Raw genomic sequence first — 17,765 nt, 5'->3', positions numbered from 1 at the left:
TACCATCGGGCGCTCAATATCGCATGTTCAACTTGTAGTCGGCGGTGAGGTCCACCGTCTGGTTCCCGCCGCTGCGGCCCTGGACGTTCACCGTGTGCCGGCCCTTCACCACCTGGATGGGGGTGGCGCCGTCGCTCTCGACCGAGGTGGGGATCCCGTCGATGATCACCGCCCCCGAATTGGGGAAGGTGTTGACCGTGAGGCTGCACAGGCCCGGCAGCCCCACCGAGGTGGGCTGGCCGGGGCTGAGGGTGACCGTCACGGACTCCCGCAGGAAGACGCGGGGGTTGCTCAGCTCCAGCCGGTGGCTCCCGGGGGGGACGCTGAGGGATCCGCCCTCGCGCACCTCGCCCAGGTCCTTGCCGTCCACCTTGACGCGGACGGGATAGGGGGCCGAGAAGCGCAGGGTGCCTGGAGCCTTCAGGTCCACCGAGGGCGCCACGGCCGTGGCGCGCATCTGGGAGGCCGGCGCGAGGGTGAAGACCTGGGAGCCCGGGGCCTCCCCCTCGTTGAACGTGGTGGCCAGGCCCAGGTCCCCCTTGGTGCAGGTCAGGTCGTGCTTCACAGACTGGTCCCAGTCCGGGATCGTCAGGGGGGTCGTGCCTTCCAGCTTCACGGTGTCCAGGACCACGGTCGCGCCTTCCGGGTAGGTGCGGATCGTCTCGGAGGTCCGGACCGGCTCCAGGCTGAGCCGGGGGGTCGCGTCCCCCTGGAAGCGCCAGTCGAGAGGCTTGTAGCCCTTCTTCTCCAGTCGCACCACCTCCCCGTTCCGGAGGGTCAGCGGGAGGGGGGTCACCCCGGCCTCCTTGCCGGAAACGATGGCCCGGACGCCCGCTGGCGTGGTCTCCAGGGCCACCTGGACGCTGCCGCTCCTGCGGGTCAGCGCATAGCCGCCGGCGGCGAGGAGGAGCACCAGGGCCCCGGCCGCCGCGAGGTACCGCCCGGCCCGGCCCCGGGGCGCCGCGACCACCGACCGGATCTCCGGATGGTCCTCGCCGGCCTCCAGGGGGGGGAGCACCCGCCGCTGCGTCCCGGCCTGGTCGGGCTTGAGCCCGCCCAGGAGGCGCATCCGGTCGGTCCGGCCCAGGTCCCTGGCCCCCTCCAGCAGGTCGCGCACGAAGGCGGAGCAGGAGGCGTGGCGGTCGGCGGGATCCTTGGCCAGGACCTTGGCGAAGACCCGGTCCCAGGCCTCGGGCAGGAGGCCCTCCACCGGGGGCTTGATCTCCACGGGGGCCTCGTTGACGATCCGGTAGAGGATGGTGTTGATGCTGGTGCCGGGGAACGGGAGGCTGCCGCTGAGCAGCTCGAAGGTGAGGACCCCGAAGCTGAAGACGTCGGAGGCCGCCTGGGCCGTGCCCTCCCGGATCTGCTCGGGGCTGGCGTAGCTGGGCGTCCCCAGGAAGGTGCCGGTCTGGGTGAGGCTCGCGTCCTCGCGCTTGGCGATGCCGAAGTCCATGAGCTTGGGCTTGAGGTCCTCGGTGATCATCACGTTGCCGGGCTTGACGTCCCGGTGGACGATGCCCTTGTCATGGGCGTGGTCGAGGGCGGCCGCGATGCCCGCGGCGATGGTCAGCTTCTCCCTCAGCCCCAGCGGGGTTCCGCCCTTCATGAGGGCGTCCAGGGTCTGCCCCTGGACGTACTCCATGGCCAGGAAGGGCCCGAGCTCGCTGTCGCCCACATCGTAGATGGTGACGATGCCCGGGTCGTTCAGCACCCCGGAGACCTCCGCCTCGCGCTGGAAGCGGGCCAGGAACTCCTTCCGCTCCTGCTCGCTGCCGATGGCGTTGAGTTTCACCACCTTGATCGCCAGCTTGCGCTTGATCCGGGGATCTTCCGCCAGATACACCGCCCCCATGGCCCCGGCGCCGAGCAGCCCCTTGATCTCGTAGCGTCCGATCTGGTTAGGGAAATTTTCGACTTCGGCCATGCAGGAAGGTCCAGGCAATGCAGTTATTGTGGCTCAATTGTGACGAAAAAAGGGTGAAATACCTATGGATTTATTGATCTTTCCTGGCAGACTGGCAGGATAAAGCATCGCTTGCGCCTTGGGCAAGCCCGCTTGGAGAAGGATACAGAGATGGAAGTGCTCAAGACGGCGACCCTGGCCACCTACTTCACCATCCTCACGATCCTGAGCATCTACGGTGCTCATCGGCTGTGGATGCTGATCCTCTATTTCCGCCACAAGCATCAGCCCCCCCAGCCCGCCGGCGACCGCAGCTTCGAGCCCATGGTCACCGTCCAGCTTGCCGTCTTCAACGAGATGAACGTGGTCGAACGCCTCATGGACTACGTCGTCCGCATGGACTGGCCCAAGGAGAAGCTCGAGATCCAGATGCTCGACGACTCCACGGACGACACCGTCAAGGTCGCCCAGGCCGTCTGCGAGAAGTACCGCAACCTCGGCTGGGACATCTCCTACATCCACCGCACCGACCGCACCGGCTTCAAGGCCGGCGCCCTGGACAACGGCCTGAAGACCGCCAAGGGCGAGTTCGTCGCCATGTTCGACGCCGACTTCCTGCCCACCGAGGACTTCCTCCGCAAGGCCGTCCCCCACTTCAAGGATGACAAGATCGCCTTCATCCAGGGCTGCTGGGACCACCTGAACCGCGACTTCAGCCTCCTGACCCAGGTCCAGGCCATCCTGCTGGACGGCCACTTCGTCTTCGAGCACACCGCCCGCAACCGCTCCCATGCCTTCTTCAACTTCTCCGGCACCGCGGGCATGTGGCGCGTCTCCGCCATCGCCGACGCCGGCGGCTGGGAGCACGACACCATCACCGAGGACGCCGACCTGTCCTACCGCGCCCAGCTCAAGGGCTGGAAGGGCGTCTACCTCAAGGACATGGTCGTCCCCGCCGAGCTGCCCGTCGAGGTCAACGCCTTCAAGAGCCAGCAGCACCGCTGGGCCAAGGGCAACGCCCAGGTCATCCGCAAGCTCATGAAGACCATCCTCACCAGCAAGGAGAGCCTCCACACCAAGGCCGAGTGCTGGTTCCACCTCACCGCCAACTGCAACTACATGCTGATGGTCGTCCTGGCCGTCATCATGGTGCCCTCGATGTACTTCCGGGCCGGCACCCCCGCCAAGGTCCTCCTCCTCACCGACGGCCCCTTCTTCCTGCTCAACGCCGTCAGCGTCGGCCTCTACTTCGGCCTGTCCCAGCGTGAGGTCTACAACAACAAGAACTGGACCAGCCGCCTGAAGTACGTCCCCGGCCTCATGAGCCTGGGCATCGGCCTCTGCCTCAACCAGGCCAAGGCCGTGCTCGAGGGCTTCTTCACCGACGACATCGAGTTCAAGCGCACCCCCAAGCTCGGCGTCGACGAGAAGGGCAAGGCCACCGTCCCCGGCAAGGCCCGCGCCTACAAGGTTCCCAAGAGCGTCATGACGATCCTCGAGGCCGCCTTCGCCGTCTACTACTTCGGCGCCGTCTGCGTGGCCATCTACATCCGCAAGTGGGCCTCGGTCCCCTTCCTCTGGCTGTTCTTCTCCGGCTTCGCCTACATCAGCTTCATGTCCCTCGCCGACGTCAAGATCTTCCGCCGCCTGGCCATGGACGAGCTCGAGGACGACGAGACCCAGAGCAGCCTCGTCCAGTAGGTCCTTCCCTTCTCCAAGCGAACGCCGGCCCCCGTGGCCGGCGTTTTTTTGGCGCCGGGCCCCGCGGGATGCCGTAGGCTGGAGCATGGCCGTCCCCCGCCGCAAAGGAGCCGTGGCGCTCCGCTACGCTCCCGAGGCCCCCTTCGGGGACATCGCCCCCCGGCTGGTCGCCAAGGGGGAGGGGATGCTGGCGGACCGGATCCTGGCCCTGGCCCGGGAGCACGGGATTCCCGTCGAGCGGGATCCCGACCTGCTGGCCGCCCTCGCCCCCCTGGACCTGGACCAGATCATCCCCCCCGAGCTCTTCCAGGCGGTCGCCATCATGCTGGCCGCCATTTACCGGGCCAACGCAGGAGCACCCGCCCCGTGATCGACCTTCATGCCCATTCCATCTATTCCGATGGCACCGATACCCCGGAGCGGCTCGTGGAGCTGGCCGAACAGGCAGGCCTCACGGCCCTGGCCCTCACGGACCACGACACCCTGGAGGGGCTCGACCGGTTCCTCGCGTGTCAACCCCGCACCGGCGTGGAGCTGGTGCCCGGCGTGGAGCTGAGCTGCCGCTACCTGGGCCGGGTCCTCCACGTGCTCGGGCTCTTCGTCGATCCCCTGGATCCGGCCTTCCGGGCCCGCATCCAGGACATGCGGGACCGCCGCGTGGAGCGCAACCGCGCGATGGTGGCCCGCCTCCGCGAGCTGGGCGTCCCCATCACCTGGGAGGAGGTGGCCGCCCTGGCCCCCACGGACACCGTGAGCCGGACCCACTTCGCCCGGGCCCTGGTGGCGCGGGGCGCCGCCGGCAGCCCCCAGGACGCCTTCCGGCGCTACATCGGGGACGACGGCCCCGCCTTCGTCCCCCTCCGGGACCTCACCCCCGGCGAGGCCGCCGCGTGGATCCGGGACGCGGGCGGCGTGGCCGTCGTCGCGCACCCCGGGCGCTTCACCAGCCGCGCCTTCCGCTGGGACGAGGCCATGGCGGAGCTCAAGGCCGCGGGCATGGCGGGCCTGGAGGCCCACTACCCCGACTACGGCCCCCAGGAGCACCGCTACTTCCTGGACCTGGCGGCGGACCTGGACATGGTGGCCTCCGGCGGCAGCGACTACCACGGCGGCCACAAGCCCGGCCAGCACCTGGGCGTCGGGACGGGCTCCCTGCACGTGCCCGACGCCGTCCTGGACCAGTTGAAGGGGCGCCGCCCCGGATGCGCGGTATAGTGGAAGGGCAGCCGAGGACAGCACCCATGAGCCGAAAGATCCTGATCGTCGAGGATGATCCGATCAACGTCAAATTCATGAAGGTCGTCCTCGTCCGGAAGGGCGGGTTCGAGGTCGTGGTGTCCGAGGACGTGTACGAGATCCTCGACCTGGCGCGCTCCGGCACCCTTTCGGCCGTGATCATGGACATCAGCCTGACCCGGTCCGTGCATGAGGGCCGCAACGTGGACGGCATCTACATCACCCGCCTCCTGAAGGCCGACCCCGCCACCCGGGGCATCCCCGTCATCCTCGCCACCGCCCACGCCATGACCGGGGACCGGGAGCGGTTCCTGGCCGAGACGGGCGCCGAGCACTACCTCGCCAAGCCCCTCCACGACCCGGACCACTTCCTGGCCGAGGTGAACCGGGTCTTCCCCGCATGAAGACGGCCTTCCGCCTCCTGCTGGAATACGACGGAAGCCGCTACCAGGGCTGGCAGAAACAGGGACCGCGGCAGACCGCGCAGGGCGTCCGCACCGTGGCCGGCACCCTGGAGCGGGTGCTCTTCGAGGCCGGACTCAGCGTCTCGACCCTGGGGGGCTCCGGACGCACCGACGCCGGCGTCCACGCCCTGGGCCAGGTGGCCCACCTCCACCTGGACGGAAGGCCCGTCAAGCCCTTCGAACTCCAGCGCATCCTGGACGAAGGCCTGCCCCACGACATCGCGGTGCGGTCCATCGCCCCATGCCCCGCCGCCTTCCACGCGCGCCACGACGCCCTGACGCGGACCTACCTGTACCAGATCGCCCTGCGCCGCACCGCGCTCGCGAAGCCCTTCGTGTGGTGGGTGAAGGGGGCGCTGGACCTGGCCCGCCTCCGGGAGGCCTGGATGGCCTTCGAGGGCACCCACGACGTGTCCGCCTTCGCCGATCTGTCCAGGGGCGACGACCCGCGCTGCGGCGTCACCGCCATCGACTGCGTCGAGGACGGGTCCCTGGCCCTGTTGCGGGTCACCGCCGACCATTTCCTCCATCGCCAGGTGCGCCGGATGGTGGGGGCCGCCGTCGCCTGCGCCCAGGGCAAGGCCCGGATCGAGGCCCTCCGCGGCGACCTCGCCCGGCCCACCCCCGAGGCCAACCTCGCCTGGGGCGCCCTCGCCGCCCCCGCCGCCGGCCTCTTCCTGGAGCATGTCGCCTATCCCGGCGACCCCGGTCCCGGCCCCCTCCGCGCCGCCGGCGTCCGCTGACGGGCCCGCCCCGGCCTGCCCTCGCCCACCCGCTGGTATCCTGGGGATCTCCCTCCCAGGCTTCCCGATTCCCCCGAGGCGCGCCCATGAACTCCCTCGCCCTGCTGGCCATCGTCTTCCTGACGCTCGGCAGCGTCTGGTTCGCCGTGAAGGTCTTCCAGGAGGAGGACCTGATCTGGGCCCTCGCGCTCCTCCTCGTGCCGTTCCCCGTCGTGGGCCTGTACATCTGGTACCGCTCGGGCTGGGACAGCCACTACCGGGCCCCGGCCCTCGTATATCTGGCGGGCTACCTCCTGGCCGCCGTCGCCGGGAAGCTGGCCTAGGCGCCAGCGGTTCTTGGGACTTTCATGGCGCGTCATCGCCAACAATGCCCGTTCGGGGAGCAGGGGGTGGTCGCCGACATCACGGCGATCGTCAGCAGATAGGGTCTGTCCGAAAGCTCCCCCCGCCCGTTCCGAGAACGGGTCCACGTCTCACCGCCGTCCCTTCCATGGACCGGGCGCCCCCGGGGGCCCCCTTCCGTGGATCCGGTCACCTTTCACCGGATCCCGGCCCGCCCGCGTACGATAGGGTCTTCCGGAACGGACATCGAGCGAGGCGAGATCTGTGGGCATCTTCGACATCCTCGGCCCCGTCATGGTGGGCCCCAGCAGTTCCCACACGGCGGGCGCCGTGCGGATCGGACAATTCGGACGCCTGCTCCTGGGCGAGGAGCCCGGGCGCGCCGTCATCGGCCTCCACGGCTCCTTCGCGGCCACCGGGGAGGGGCACGGCACGCCCCTGGCCCTCCTGGCGGGGCTCCTGGGCATGGACCCCGACGACGAGGGCATTCCCGCGGCGATGGAGATCGCCCGGGAGCGCGGCCTGGACTTCCGGTTCGAGACGACGGACCTCGGCGAGGTCCACCCCAATTCCGTGCGCATGGCCCTCAAGGGGGAGGACGCCGCCCTGGAGCTGCGCGCCAGCAGCGTGGGCGGCGGCCGCATCCAGGTGTGGGGCCTGGACGGGTTCCCGGTGTTCCTGGAGGGCGTCTATCCGACGGTGCTCCTGGTCTACCCGGACCGTCCCGGCATGCTCGCCATGGTGACCACCATCCTGGGGAACGCCGGCATGAACATCGCCACCATCAAGGCGCACCGGGACTCCCGGGGGGGCCAGGCCCTGATGACGGTGGAACTCGACCACACGCCCGCGGTGGGCATCCTCAACGCTCTTCGGCACCTGCCCTACATGGAGCAGGTCCGCTTCGTGCCCCGCCTGGGCTTCGGAGGCTGAATGACCCTGGTCGCCGGAACCCTCTCCGCCTATCGCGCCGCCGCCCTCGAGCGGGACGCGCCCCTCTGGTCCGTGTTCCTGGCGGAGGAGGCCGCGCAGAGCGGCCGTGATCCGTCCGCCCTGGAGGCGCTCATGCGCGAGCGCATCCGGGTGATGCGCCAGTCCGCGGCGCGCGGGCTCGGCAACCCCCAGATGTCCCGGAGCGGCCTCATCCGCGGCGGCGCCCACCGGATGGCCGCGTGGATGGACAGCGGCGCCTCGCTCCTGGGGCCCGCCTTCACGCGCCTCGCGGCCACGGCCCTGGCGGTGGCGGAAGTGAACGCCTGCATGGGCCGCATCGTCGCCGCGCCCACGGCCGGCGCCTGCGGCGTGCTGCCCGCGGCCCTGTTCACCGTCGCGGACGAGAAGGGCCGCAGCGAGGAGGAGCTCGTGCGCGCCTTCTTCACCGCGGGCGGGGTCGGCCTCGTGATCGAGCACCTCGCCTCCCTCTCGGGCGCCGAAGGAGGCTGCCAGGCCGAGGTGGGCTCGGCCTCCGCGATGGCGGCCGGCGGGCTCGTGGAGCTCATGGGCGGGACCCCGCTCCAGGTGGACCACGCCGTCGCCTTCGCCCTCTCCAACGTCATGGGGCTCATCTGCGATCCCGTCCAGGGACTCGTGGAGGTGCCCTGCGTCTACCGCAACGCCATGGGCGCGGCCAACGCCGTCGTGAGCGCGGAGATCGCGCTGGCGGGCGTGGAGAGCGCCTTCACCGCGGACCAGGTCATCGAGACGATGGGCCGCGTCGGACGGCGCATTCCGGAAGAATTTCGCGAAACGGCGCGGGGCGGACTCGCGTCACTGCCCGCCCCCGGTTGTGACTCTTGTCGCGGCGCCTGCGGCAACGCATAGACTACGATCACCTCATCCTATCAATCCCGGGGGGCCATTCACATGAGCGAAGGACAGGAACGAAAAGGCCGGGGCACCGTGTGGGTGAAGCAGGAGGTCTGCAAAGGCTGCTCCTACTGCATCGACTTCTGCCCCACCCACGCCCTGCAGTTCTCGCGCGAATTCAACGCGAAGGGCTACCACTTCCCGGTCCTCGAGCGTCCCGAGGACTGCACGGGCTGCGACAACTGCGGCCTCTACTGCCCGGACTTCGCGATCTACGGAGCCCGGTGGAAGGACATCGACGCGAAGAAGGCGCAGAACGCGTAATGACGCACATCCCCGTAGCGGAGGCAGACCTTGCACGCTGATCCCAAAGGAGTCCTGACGGGCGTCCACTTCATCGACGGCGACCACGCCGCCTGTGAAGGCGCCCTCGCCGCCGGCTGCCGGTTCGTGGCCGGATATCCCATCACCCCCTCCACCGAGATCGTGGAGCGCTTCGCGGCCCGCATTCCCAAGGTGGGCGGCGTCTTCATCCAGATGGAGGACGAGCTCGCCGCGAGCATCGCCATCCAGGGCGCCGCCTGGGGCGGGAAGAAGGTCATGAACGTGACCAGCGGCCCCGGCCTGTCCCTCATGATGGAGCACCTGGGCTACGCCTTCATCACGGAGACCCCCTGCGTGTGGATCGACGTCCAGCGCTGCGGCCCCTCCACCGGCGTCCCCACCGGCCCGGCCCAGCACGACATGATGCAGGTGAAGTGGGGCTCCCACGGCGACTTCCAGATCATCGCCCTCTGCCCGAACAGCCCCCAGGAGTGCTTCGACCTCACCGTCCGCGCCTTCAACCTGACCGAGACCTGGCGCGTGCCCGTGTTCCTCATGATGGACGAGGTGGTGGGCCACATGACGGAGCGCGTGGACATCCCCAGGCCCGAGGACATCGAGGTCGTGGAGCGCAAGTGGACGAATAAGCGTCCGGGCGAGTACCAGGTCTACGGCACGACGCCCGAGGACCTGGTCCCCGAGATGACGAAGGCCGGCGACGGCCATCGCATCCACGTGACGGGCCTGACCCACAACGAGAAGGGCTACCCCGACATGAGCGTCCCCAACCAGGAGCGCATGCTGGGCCGGCTCATCGGCAAGATCCAGCAGAACGCCGACCAGCTCGTGGACGTCCGCGAGGACCGCACCGAGGACGCCGACGTCGTCGTCGTCTCCTACGGCATCACCAGCCGCGTGGCCATGGCCGCCATCGAGCAGGCCCGCGCCAAGGGCGTCAAGGTGGGCAGCGCCCGCCTCGTCATCGCCTGGCCCTTCCCCGCCAAGCGCATGCAGGAGCTGGCCCGGACCGCCAAGGTGTTCGTGGTGCCCGAAATGAACATGGGCCAGATGGTGCAGGAAGTCGAACGAGCGGTCGCTGGCGTGGCCAAGGTCGTCTCCGTGCCCCACGCCGGCGGCTCCGTGCACGACGTCGAGACCATCCTTTCCGCGATCATGGAGGCCTCCCGATGACCCTTCTGATGGATCCCTCCTCCGAGGAGCTCGAATACGGGATGGACAACCCGGTCCTGCCCTTCCTGCGCAAGGACCGCATCCCCCACATCTGGTGCCCCGGCTGCGGCATCGGCACCTCCCTCAACAGCTTCTGCCGGGCCCTCGCCGACTCCGGCATGGACATGGACCAGATCGCCATCGTCAGCGGCATCGGCTGCACGGGGCGCACGGCGGGCTACCTGAACCTGGACAGCTTCCACACCACCCACGGCCGGGCCATTCCCTTTGCCACGGGCCTGAAGCTGGCCAACCCCAACCTCAAGGTGGTCGTCTACTCCGGCGACGGCGACCTCACCGCCATCGGCGGCAACCACTTCATGCACGCCGCGCGGCGCAACATGGACCTCATGGTCGTCTGCGTGAACAACTTCACGTACGGCATGACCGGCGGCCAGGTGGCCCCGACCACGCCCCTGGGCCCCACCCAGACCACGATGCCCTACGGCAATTTCGAGAACGGGTTCAACCTGCCGTTCCTGGCCGACGCCTGCGGCGCGGTCTACGTGGCCCGCTGGACGGTCTACCACGTGCGGCAGCTGGCCAAGGCCATGAAGGAGGGCCTCCAGAAGAAGGGCTTCGTCTTCATCGAGGTGATGGCGCCCTGCCCCACCCTCTACTCCCGCCGCAACCGCCTGGGCGACGGCGTGGACCAGGTGAAGTACTACAAGGAGCGCTCCCAGATCAAGAACGGCGCCGAGACCAAGGACGTCGGGCTCACCTTCCAGGGCGACATCGTGGTCGGCAAGTTCGTGGACCGCGAACGCCCCACCTGGCTGGACTCCATGAACGAACATTTCGGCAAGGTCCTGGGCGACAAGTTCCAGACCTACGGAGGCTGATCCATGGCGAAGACTGAAATCCGCGTCGGCGGCCTGGGCGGCCAGGGCGTCATCCTCTGCGGCTCCATCATCGGCAAGGCCGCGGCCATCCACGGCGGCAAGCAGGCCACCCTGATCCAGGCCTTCGGTCCCGAGGCGCGCGGCTCCGCGTGCAGCGCGCAGGTGACGGTCTCGGACGAGGTGATCGGGTACCCCTACGTCAAGAACCCCGACATCCTGGTCCTCATGAGCCAGGACGCCTACAACCAGTTCGTGCCGAAGCTCAAGCCCGGCGGCATGGTCCTCTACGAGGCCGAGCTCGTGAACCCCGACGGCCGCCTTCCCGAAGGCGCCCGGGCCATGGGCGTGCCCGCCACCCGCTTCGCCGAGGAGCTGGGCCGCCGCCTCGTCCTCAACATCGTCATGGTCGGCTTCTTCGCGGGCGTCACGGGCCTGGTGCCCTTCGAGGCCGTCGAGAAGGCCGTGCTGGATTCCGTGCCCCGCGGCACCGAGGACCTGAACCTCAAGGCCCTGCGCAAGGGCTACGAATACGGCCGCGAGCAGGCCGCGGCCGGAAAGGGGTGACGATGGGTCCCGAGTGCTTCCCCCGCGCCGTCACCCTGCGTGACGGCACCGCCGTCACCCTCCAGCCCCTGAAGCCCGGCGATATGGCCGACCTCCAGGCCTTCTACCGCGGCCTCCCCGAGGAGGAGCGGATGGTCCTGAAGGACGACGTCACCACCCCCGAGTGGGCGATGCGGTTCATGCAGCGCCTGGGCACGGGCGAGGTGATCAGCCTGGTGGCCGTCAAGGGCGGCCACATCGTGGGCGAAGGGACCCTCTACCGCACCTTCAACGGCTGGATGCGCCACGTGGGCGAGCTGCGCCTCGCCTGCCACCGGGACCTCCGCCGGAAGGGCCTGGGCACCGTCCTCGCCAGCACCCTGGTGAAGCTCGCCACGGACCTGGGCATCGAGAAGCTCATCGTCCAGGTGGTCGAGAACCAGCTCGGGGCCCGGAAGACGTTCGAGAAGCTCGGCTTCCACAAGGAGGCGGTGCTGCCCCACCACGTCATGGACCTGGGGGGCATCAAGCGCGACCTGCTCGTCATGGCCAACGACGTGTCCCTCATCTGGGCCGCCATGGAGGCCATCAACCAGGACACCCCCCTCTTCCTGGGGGAGTGAACCTCAGTCCAGCCAGTCCAGGTTTCGACGGGGCGGGTGGGCGTGCCGGATTCGGCCCGTCTGCCCGCCGCTTCGTTTTGCCTTGAAGGCCACCAGCTGGCCGCGGTTGTTGATCAGGTAGAGATGGCGGAAGCTGCCGTCCGGGTTGGTGTACCGGGTGGCCGTCTCCAGATCCATCCAGGACGGCCCGGGACTCCCCCAGGCCGTCGGGTGGGAGTGCATCAGGGTGTAGACCCTCAGGGTGTCCGTGGTGTGCACGGGACACGCCACCTGGAAGAGGACCTGGTTGCCTTCCCGCTCCCCTCCAGAGGCCCGCTGCCAGGCCGTGTGGAGGTAGAGGGGTGGGCCGTCCTCGGGCTCCCAGCGGAGGATGTAACTGAAATATTCATCATTCTGGGGGTGGATCTGCTCGGCCCGGCTCAGGGCCCGGAACTCCTTGTAGGCGTGTTCGCTGGCGCGCCCCACGCTCTGGAAGCCATGCTTCCCCTTGAAATATTCCTGACGCCCGCACACCTCGAACAGGGGGCCCGGGGCCGCCTCGAAGGCGGGGAGGAGGCCGCACAACATCCATGCGGCCACGAATTGAATTCTTGCCATGCGTCCCCCGGCCGGAGCCGGGAGCCGGTCCGTGGGACTATAATTAGTTTATAGCGACGGCTGTCAAGGCCCGCTCCGCCTGGGCCCCCAGGTCCGTGCTTCCCTGGCTGTTCGCAAGGGCCTTGGCGAGGGCCACCAGCATCGCCCGGACCACCGGTTCGGGCACCTGGGGCGCGAGGTCCGCGGCGGCGGCCACGGCCAGGAGGGGGTGGCTGTGGTTGAAGGCGGGATCGTTGGTGGCGGCCGCCTCGGCCAGGACGGCCAGGGCCTCCGCCCCGGCGCCGGCGTCCAGGAGGCGCTCGGCGTAATGCATGGCCTCCAGGGGCTCCGCGTCGAGGATCGCGTCCAGGAGGCCCGCCGCGGGGTCATCGATCGGGCGCCGGGGCGCCTTGGACCGGGGCCGGTCCTCCGGCTCGTCGGTGGGGAAGAGGTTCACCAGGGCCGCGGCCTGGGCCCAGGCCGCCGGCGGCAGTTCGCCGGCCTCCGCCCCGTGCCGGGCGAGGCGGGCCAGGTGCACGAAGTTCCAGCTGGTCTTGCCCTCCAGGTCCCTGCGGGCGTCCAGCTGCTTCTCGGCGGCGGCCAGGACGAGGGCCGCGAGGAGGTCGCCCCGCCCCGTGCCGGCCTTGATCCGGCCGCAGAAACGGTCGAGGAGTTCCACCAACCCGCAATCGCAGATCTCCCGCGCGGCCGGCGTCCAGTCTTCCAGGCCCAGGACCGCGGGGGTCCGGGGCACCGGGGGAACGCCTTCCAGGCGCCTGCCGGCGCGTTGGTTCCAGAAGGTGTCCCGGGGCTCGCTGGCCCCAAGCCAGGCGGCCAGGGCGAGGAGGAGGGGGCCGCCGGTCTTCGGCCGGCCCAGGGCCACGTGCAGTTCGCCCAGGTGGCGCGCCATGATCCCCTTGTGCCCCACATTGGCCATGTCCGCCTCCAGGCGGGCCTCGATGGCCAGGAAGTCGCCCAGGTCCGGCGCCGGGATGCCGAGGGCCTCGCCCCAGGCGATGCCGGGCCGGAGGGTGTCCAGGGCCATGGCCAGGTTGCCCCGGTGGCCGGAGCCCGCGCCGGCCGCGGCGAGGCCCTGCCCTTCGGGGCTCCGGCCCTCGTGGGCGAAGGCGTGGATCTGGGTGGCGAGGATGCGCAGGAAGCTGCGCCCGCCCAGGAGGGGCCGCAGGCGGAACACCGCCGACAGCCCCAGGAGGCCGTGGGGCACGTGGGGGAGGTAGGCCGCCCAGTCCACCCGGGGAAGGAGGTTGCGCACGGCGTCCCGGGCCGCGTCCCGGGGGCCCTCCGGGCCGGAGGCGCGCCGCGCGAAGGCCGGGAAGAAGCCCGCGGTGGGGCTGGCCAGTTCCGTGAGCCAGGCGTCGCTCATTCGATCCCCCAGGCGTCCCGTACGAGGCGCCCCCAGTGGTGGTCCCAGGCCCGCGTCCACACGAGGCTGCCGGGCTCGAGCCGGGCTTCCGCGAGGCGGGCCTCCAGCTCGGCCTTGAGGGCCGCCGCGCGGGGACCCAGGGCCGCCTCGGCCAGCGTGGTCAGCTCCTTCAGGCGGGTCCGCTCCGCGTCGAAGTGGTCCAGGAAACCGGGGCTGTCCGGGGCCGGGGCCTGGGCGCGGCAGCGCTGCCAGGCCTCGAAGGCGGCCCGGGCGCGGGGGTCGGCGCGGAGGGGTTCCTTGACCCGCTCCCAGCCGGCCAGGTCCCCGGCGGGCGCTTCCGTCCGGTCCAGGGCGGCCCGGAGCTGGGTCGCGCGGGCCACGTCCTTGGCCAGGTGCGCCAGCTGCACGAAGCTCCGCGGCTTCTCCCGCCGGGCCCGGCGCTGGAAGTAGGCTTCCATGGCCGCCACGATGGCGTCGGCCTGGATGTTCTCGCCCTCCCATTGCTGGAGCTGGAGGAAGTCCTCGCGGCTCATGAAGGCCTGGCGGCCATGCAGGTGAAAGGCCCACTCGGCCTCGATCCAATCCAGTTCTTCCCGGGTGTACGGCATCAGCGGGTCTTGGGCTCCAGCACGCCGCCACCGGTCAGCCGGACAGCATGCCCATCCCACCCCGCGAAGTCCTCCTGCTTGAAGGACGGCCGGGCCGTGCCCTGGTGGATGACGTAGAGGCCCTGGGCCACCACGGCTCCGGAGCGGTCGTCGTAGAGCTGGACCTGCCACCCCTCATGATCGGGCACGCCGATGGCCACGAAGACGCCCGCCTTGCCATCCCCGGCCCAGAAGGCGGTGGCGGGCACGCCGGCCGGCTTGGGGGGGATGCGGGGCCCACAAGCCAGACCGGCCAGCACGAGGGCGAGGGCAACAGAACGTCGGATCATACGCGGCTCCATGACCCTGGGATTCTATCGCCTTCGGGTAAACTATGTCCTGGAGGCGAAATTGCCCATCCGAGAACAGATACGCTACAAATCCAGGAAGGAGATCGAGAAGCTCCGTGAGGCCGGCCGTTTGGCCGCAAATGCGCTGCGGGTCGCCGCCCGGGCTGCCAAGCCGGGCGTCTCCCTTCTCGAACTCGACAAGCTGGCCGAGCTCTACATCCGCAAGAACGGCGGCGTCCCCAACTTCAAGGGGTACCACGGCTTCCCGGCCACCCTCTGCACGTCCGTGAACGACCGGGTGGTGCACGGGATCCCCTCCAGCTACGTCCTGCGGGACGGCGACATCATCGCCATCGACTGCGGGGCCAAGCTGGACGGCTTCCACGGCGACACCTGCCTCTCCGTGGGGGTCGGCACGATCACGGAGGAGGCCCGGCGCCTGCTCCAGGCCAACCAGCTCGCCATGTTCAAGGGCATCGAGTACTGCCGGGTCGGGTACCGCCTGGGCGACATGGCCACGGCCGTGCAGACCTTCGGCGAGGGCCTGGGCTACAGCATCGTCCGGGAGTACATCGGACACGGCCTCGGCCGCGAGCTCCACGAGGATCCGCAGGTGGTCTACGCCGACGTGCGCCCCGGCACCGGGTTCCGCATGGAGGTGGGCATGACCATCACCATCGAGCCCATCTTCAACATGGGGAGCCACCGCTGCGTGGTGGAGCCCGACGGCTGGACGGTGCGCACCGCCGACGGCAGCCTCTCGGCCCAGTTCGAGCACGCCGTGGCCATCACCAAGGACGGCCCCCTGATCCTGAGCACGCCCGACCCCGAGTTCGAGCTCGAGGACGGCTTCTGATGCGCGCGACGGCCTGGGCCAAGCTGAACCGGTTCCTGGCGGTCCTGGGCCGGTTCCCGGACGGGTTCCACGAGCTGGAGCTCGTGACCACGGTCCTGGAAGGCGTCGAGGACCTGCGGGACGACCTGGACGCGGAGACCGCCGACCGGTTCTCCCTGGAGCTGGAAGGGCCCGCCGCCGCGGGCCTGAGGGCCGACGACAGCAACCTGGTGGTCCGGGCCTGGCGCCTCCTGGAGCGCGAGGCCGGCCGGGAGCTTCCCGCGCGGCTCCGCCTCGTGAAGCGCATCCCCGCCGGGGGCGGGCTCGGCGGCGGTTCCAGCGACGCGGCCGCGGCGCTGCGCCTGGGCCGGGACCTCCACGGGCTGGAGCTCTCCGACGCCGTCCTCCTGCGGCTCGCCGCGGAGCTGGGCAGCGACGTCCCCCTCTTCCTCCTGGGCGGGACGGTCCTGGGCCTGGGCCGGGGCGAGCGGGTCTACCCCCTGCGCCCGGTGCCCCTCGAACCCATCCTCCTCGTCCATCCCGGCCTGCACGTGGCCACCCCCAGCGTCTACAAGTCCATCTCCCAGGTGGGCTACCCCTTCCCCTCGGCCTGCCCGAGCCTCCTGGGCGGGGAGGCCCCCCCCTGGCGCAACGACCTCACCGGCGCGGCGATCTTCGCCTGCCCCGCCCTGTCCGAGGTCAAGGCCGCCCTGGTGGGCACCGGCGGCGACCCCCTCCTGTGCGGCTCCGGGAGCTGCTGGGCGGCGCGCTACGCCACCCCCATGGCCCGGGACGCGGCCCGGGCCCTGCTGTCCGGCACCCGTTCCGATTGGACGTTCTGGGCGGTCTGAGCCGGGAATCTTTTTTTTATCAAGAACGGACCGCCCCGCCGGAGCATCCAAGCAGACACCATCCGAGGAGGCCCCATGCCCCAGAATCCGGTCTGCTGGTTCGAGATCTACGTGCAGGACATGCCCCGGGCCCGGGCCTTCTACGAGGGCGTGCTCCAGGTGAAGCTGGAGCCCCTTCCCGGCGGGCTCGCGGACTACTACACCTTCCCCTCCGACATGGCCCAGCCCGGCACGTCCGGGGCCATCTGCCGCATGGAGGGCGTGCCTTCCGGCGGGAACGGGACCCTGGTCTATTTCTCCTGCCGCGACGCCGCCGTGGAGGCGGGCCGGGTGGAGGCCTTCGGCGGCAAGATCTTCAAGCCCAAGTTCTCCATCGGCGAATTCGGCTTCATCGCCCTGGCCCAGGATCCGGACGGGAACATGTTCGGCCTGCACTCCCTGGCCTGATGGCCAATCCGGGGCGGGCTCTGGCATGCTGGAACGCGAGGCCCGCATGACAGAGACCCCCGCCCTCGAGGTCCGACAGCTCAGGAAGCGCTACCCGAAGGTCACCGCCGTCGACGGCGTGGACCTGGAGGTCGCCCGCGGGGAGGTCTTCGGCCTCCTCGGCCCCAACGGGGCGGGCAAGACCACCACCCTCGAGGTCATCGAGGGCCTGACGCCCCCCGACGAGGGGGAGATCCGGGTGCTGGGGCTGGACCTGCGCCGGCAGGGCCGGGAGATCCGCTCCCGCATCGGCGTGCAGCTCCAGAGCACGAGCCTCTTCAACAAGATCACCCCCCGGGAGGCCCTGGACCTCTACGGCAGCTACTATCCCCGGAGCCGCGGGTCCGCGGAGCTCCTGGAGCTCGTCCAGCTCACGGACAAGGCCGACGCCTACCACGTCACCCTCTCGGGCGGACAGATGCAGCGCCTGGCCCTGGCCCTCGCCCTCGTGAACGAGCCCGAGCTCGTCTTCCTGGACGAGCCCACCACGGGCCTGGACCCCCAGGCCCGCCGGAGCCTCTGGGACGTGGTCCGCCGCATCCGCGCCGAGGGGCGCACCGTCATCCTCACCACCCACTACATGGACGAGGCCGAGGTCCTGTGCGACCGGCTCGCCATCATGGACCACGGCCGCATCCTGCGGACGGGAAGCCCCATGGGCCTCATCCAGGACCTGGGCATCCCCAGCGTGGTGGAGCTGGCCTTCGCCGGGGCCGCGCCGGACCCCGCGGGCTTCGAGGCGGGACCCGGGCTCCAGGTGTCGGTCCGGGGCGACCTGTGGGAGATCCCCACCTCGGACCCCAAGGCCTCGCTGCCGGCGATCCTGGAGGCCGCGGAGCGCCGCGCCGTCCCCTACCAGCAGATCCACGTCCGCCGGGCCACGCTCGAGGACGTCTTCCTCCACCTGACGGGTCGCAGCCTGCGCGACTAGAAGGA

22 protein-coding genes are annotated in these 17,765 nt (G+C 70.1%); 17 read left to right on the top strand and 5 right to left on the bottom strand.

Translation table 11 applies throughout. The annotated features are described in order from the left end of the window. Positions 1-13: 13 nt before the first annotated feature. Positions 14-1,927 (bottom strand): serine/threonine-protein kinase, encoded by a 1,914-nt coding sequence (locus R2J75_RS08990; protein ID WP_243334200.1) that lies wholly within the window; start codon positions 1,925-1,927, stop codon positions 14-16. A gap of 150 nt (positions 1,928-2,077) precedes the next feature. On the opposite strand from R2J75_RS08990, the gene R2J75_RS08985 reads away from it, so the two are divergent. The 13 genes from R2J75_RS08985 to R2J75_RS08925 all read left to right on the top strand — a co-directional run bounded on the left by R2J75_RS08985 (position 2,078) and on the right by R2J75_RS08925 (position 11,760). Further along, complete coding sequence (locus tag R2J75_RS08985; protein WP_243334201.1) at positions 2,078-3,607, top strand: cellulose synthase family protein; 1,530 nt, start codon at positions 2,078-2,080, stop codon at positions 3,605-3,607. A gap of 85 nt (positions 3,608-3,692) precedes the next feature. Further along, the gene (locus R2J75_RS08980) at positions 3,693-3,977 is read left to right on the top strand and encodes an EscU/YscU/HrcU family type III secretion system export apparatus switch protein (RefSeq protein WP_243334202.1); all 285 of its coding nucleotides are present in this window, start codon (positions 3,693-3,695) and stop codon (positions 3,975-3,977) included. Then, complete coding sequence (locus R2J75_RS08975; protein ID WP_308220524.1) at positions 3,974-4,822, top strand: PHP domain-containing protein; 849 nt, start codon at positions 3,974-3,976, stop codon at positions 4,820-4,822. The genes R2J75_RS08980 and R2J75_RS08975 overlap by 4 nt, the downstream gene beginning before the upstream one ends. A gap of 26 nt (positions 4,823-4,848) precedes the next feature. After that, positions 4,849-5,247, top strand: coding sequence for a response regulator (locus tag R2J75_RS08970; RefSeq protein ID WP_243334204.1), 399 nt, complete (start codon positions 4,849-4,851; stop codon positions 5,245-5,247). Then, a complete protein-coding gene (locus R2J75_RS08965) occupies positions 5,244-6,050 on the top strand; it encodes a tRNA pseudouridine synthase A (RefSeq protein ID WP_316411520.1) in 807 nt (268 codons plus the stop codon). The genes R2J75_RS08970 and R2J75_RS08965 overlap by 4 nt, the downstream gene beginning before the upstream one ends. Before the next feature lie 86 nt (positions 6,051-6,136). Beyond that, complete coding sequence (locus tag R2J75_RS08960; RefSeq protein WP_243334208.1) at positions 6,137-6,373, top strand: hypothetical protein; 237 nt, start codon at positions 6,137-6,139, stop codon at positions 6,371-6,373. A gap of 283 nt (positions 6,374-6,656) precedes the next feature. Further along, on the top strand, positions 6,657-7,325 hold the full coding sequence (sdaAB, locus tag R2J75_RS08955; RefSeq protein ID WP_243334210.1) for an L-serine ammonia-lyase, iron-sulfur-dependent subunit beta: 669 nt from the start codon (positions 6,657-6,659) through the stop codon (positions 7,323-7,325). Next, positions 7,326-8,213, top strand: a complete 888-nt coding sequence (gene sdaAA, locus R2J75_RS08950; RefSeq protein WP_243334213.1) for an L-serine ammonia-lyase, iron-sulfur-dependent, subunit alpha — start codon at positions 7,326-7,328, stop codon at positions 8,211-8,213. Between the two features lie 42 nt (positions 8,214-8,255). After that, the gene (locus R2J75_RS08945; RefSeq protein WP_243334215.1) at positions 8,256-8,522 is read left to right on the top strand and encodes a 4Fe-4S dicluster domain-containing protein; all 267 of its coding nucleotides are present in this window, start codon (positions 8,256-8,258) and stop codon (positions 8,520-8,522) included. 30 nt (positions 8,523-8,552) lie between these two features. Next, positions 8,553-9,713 carry a 2-oxoacid:acceptor oxidoreductase subunit alpha gene (locus tag R2J75_RS08940; RefSeq protein ID WP_243347046.1) on the top strand — a complete coding sequence of 387 codons (1,161 nt, stop codon included), beginning with the start codon at positions 8,553-8,555 and terminating at the stop codon, positions 9,711-9,713. Beyond that, positions 9,710-10,594, top strand: coding sequence for a 2-oxoacid:ferredoxin oxidoreductase subunit beta (locus tag R2J75_RS08935; protein ID WP_243334220.1), 885 nt, complete (start codon positions 9,710-9,712; stop codon positions 10,592-10,594). Before R2J75_RS08940 ends, R2J75_RS08935 begins: the two co-directional genes overlap by 4 nt. Positions 10,595-10,597: 3 nt before the next feature. After that, entirely contained in the window at positions 10,598-11,158 is a 561-nt protein-coding gene (locus R2J75_RS08930; protein ID WP_243334221.1) for a 2-oxoacid:acceptor oxidoreductase family protein, read from the top strand. Between the two features lie 2 nt (positions 11,159-11,160). Next, positions 11,161-11,760, top strand: a complete 600-nt coding sequence (locus R2J75_RS08925; RefSeq protein WP_243334257.1) for a GNAT family N-acetyltransferase — start codon at positions 11,161-11,163, stop codon at positions 11,758-11,760. Between the two features lie 3 nt (positions 11,761-11,763). On the opposite strand, the gene R2J75_RS08920 is transcribed toward R2J75_RS08925, so the two are convergent. The 4 genes from R2J75_RS08920 to R2J75_RS08905 are packed head-to-tail and all read right to left on the bottom strand — an operon-like array spanning position 11,764 to position 14,657. Continuing rightward, positions 11,764-12,357 carry a hypothetical protein gene (locus R2J75_RS08920; protein ID WP_316411519.1) on the bottom strand — a complete coding sequence of 198 codons (594 nt, stop codon included), beginning with the start codon at positions 12,355-12,357 and terminating at the stop codon, positions 11,764-11,766. Between the two features lie 43 nt (positions 12,358-12,400). Further along, the gene (locus tag R2J75_RS08915; protein WP_316411518.1) at positions 12,401-13,720 is read right to left on the bottom strand and encodes a hypothetical protein; all 1,320 of its coding nucleotides are present in this window, start codon (positions 13,718-13,720) and stop codon (positions 12,401-12,403) included. Continuing rightward, positions 13,717-14,328 (bottom strand): hypothetical protein, encoded by a 612-nt coding sequence (locus R2J75_RS08910; protein ID WP_243334228.1) that lies wholly within the window; start codon positions 14,326-14,328, stop codon positions 13,717-13,719. Before R2J75_RS08910 ends, R2J75_RS08915 begins: the two co-directional genes overlap by 4 nt. Further along, the gene (locus R2J75_RS08905) at positions 14,328-14,657 is read right to left on the bottom strand and encodes a hypothetical protein (RefSeq protein WP_243334230.1); all 330 of its coding nucleotides are present in this window, start codon (positions 14,655-14,657) and stop codon (positions 14,328-14,330) included. The genes R2J75_RS08910 and R2J75_RS08905 overlap by 1 nt, the downstream gene beginning before the upstream one ends. Positions 14,658-14,667: 10 nt before the next feature. On the opposite strand from R2J75_RS08905, the gene map reads away from it, so the two are divergent. From map to R2J75_RS08885, 4 genes are all read left to right on the top strand, one after another. After that, entirely contained in the window at positions 14,668-15,513 is an 846-nt protein-coding gene (gene map, locus R2J75_RS08900) for a type I methionyl aminopeptidase (RefSeq protein WP_316411517.1), read from the top strand. Continuing rightward, the gene (locus R2J75_RS08895) at positions 15,513-16,343 is read left to right on the top strand and encodes a 4-(cytidine 5'-diphospho)-2-C-methyl-D-erythritol kinase (protein ID WP_316411516.1); all 831 of its coding nucleotides are present in this window, start codon (positions 15,513-15,515) and stop codon (positions 16,341-16,343) included. The genes map and R2J75_RS08895 overlap by 1 nt, the downstream gene beginning before the upstream one ends. 75 nt (positions 16,344-16,418) lie before the next feature. Then, positions 16,419-16,790: a VOC family protein gene (locus R2J75_RS08890; protein WP_243334236.1), complete on the top strand. Its 372-nt coding sequence runs from the start codon at positions 16,419-16,421 to the stop codon at positions 16,788-16,790. Between the two features lie 46 nt (positions 16,791-16,836). Further along, on the top strand, positions 16,837-17,760 hold the full coding sequence (locus R2J75_RS08885) for an ABC transporter ATP-binding protein (protein WP_316411515.1): 924 nt from the start codon (positions 16,837-16,839) through the stop codon (positions 17,758-17,760). Positions 17,761-17,765: the final 5 nt, after the last annotated feature.

Origin of the sequence: Mesoterricola sediminis (assembly GCF_030295425.1) — a bacterium.
GTDB classification, from domain to species: Bacteria; Acidobacteriota; Holophagae; order Holophagales; family Holophagaceae; genus Mesoterricola; species Mesoterricola sediminis.
Note: the sequence above shows the minus strand (reverse complement) of the source record. Positions and strands in the feature narration are given on the sequence as shown.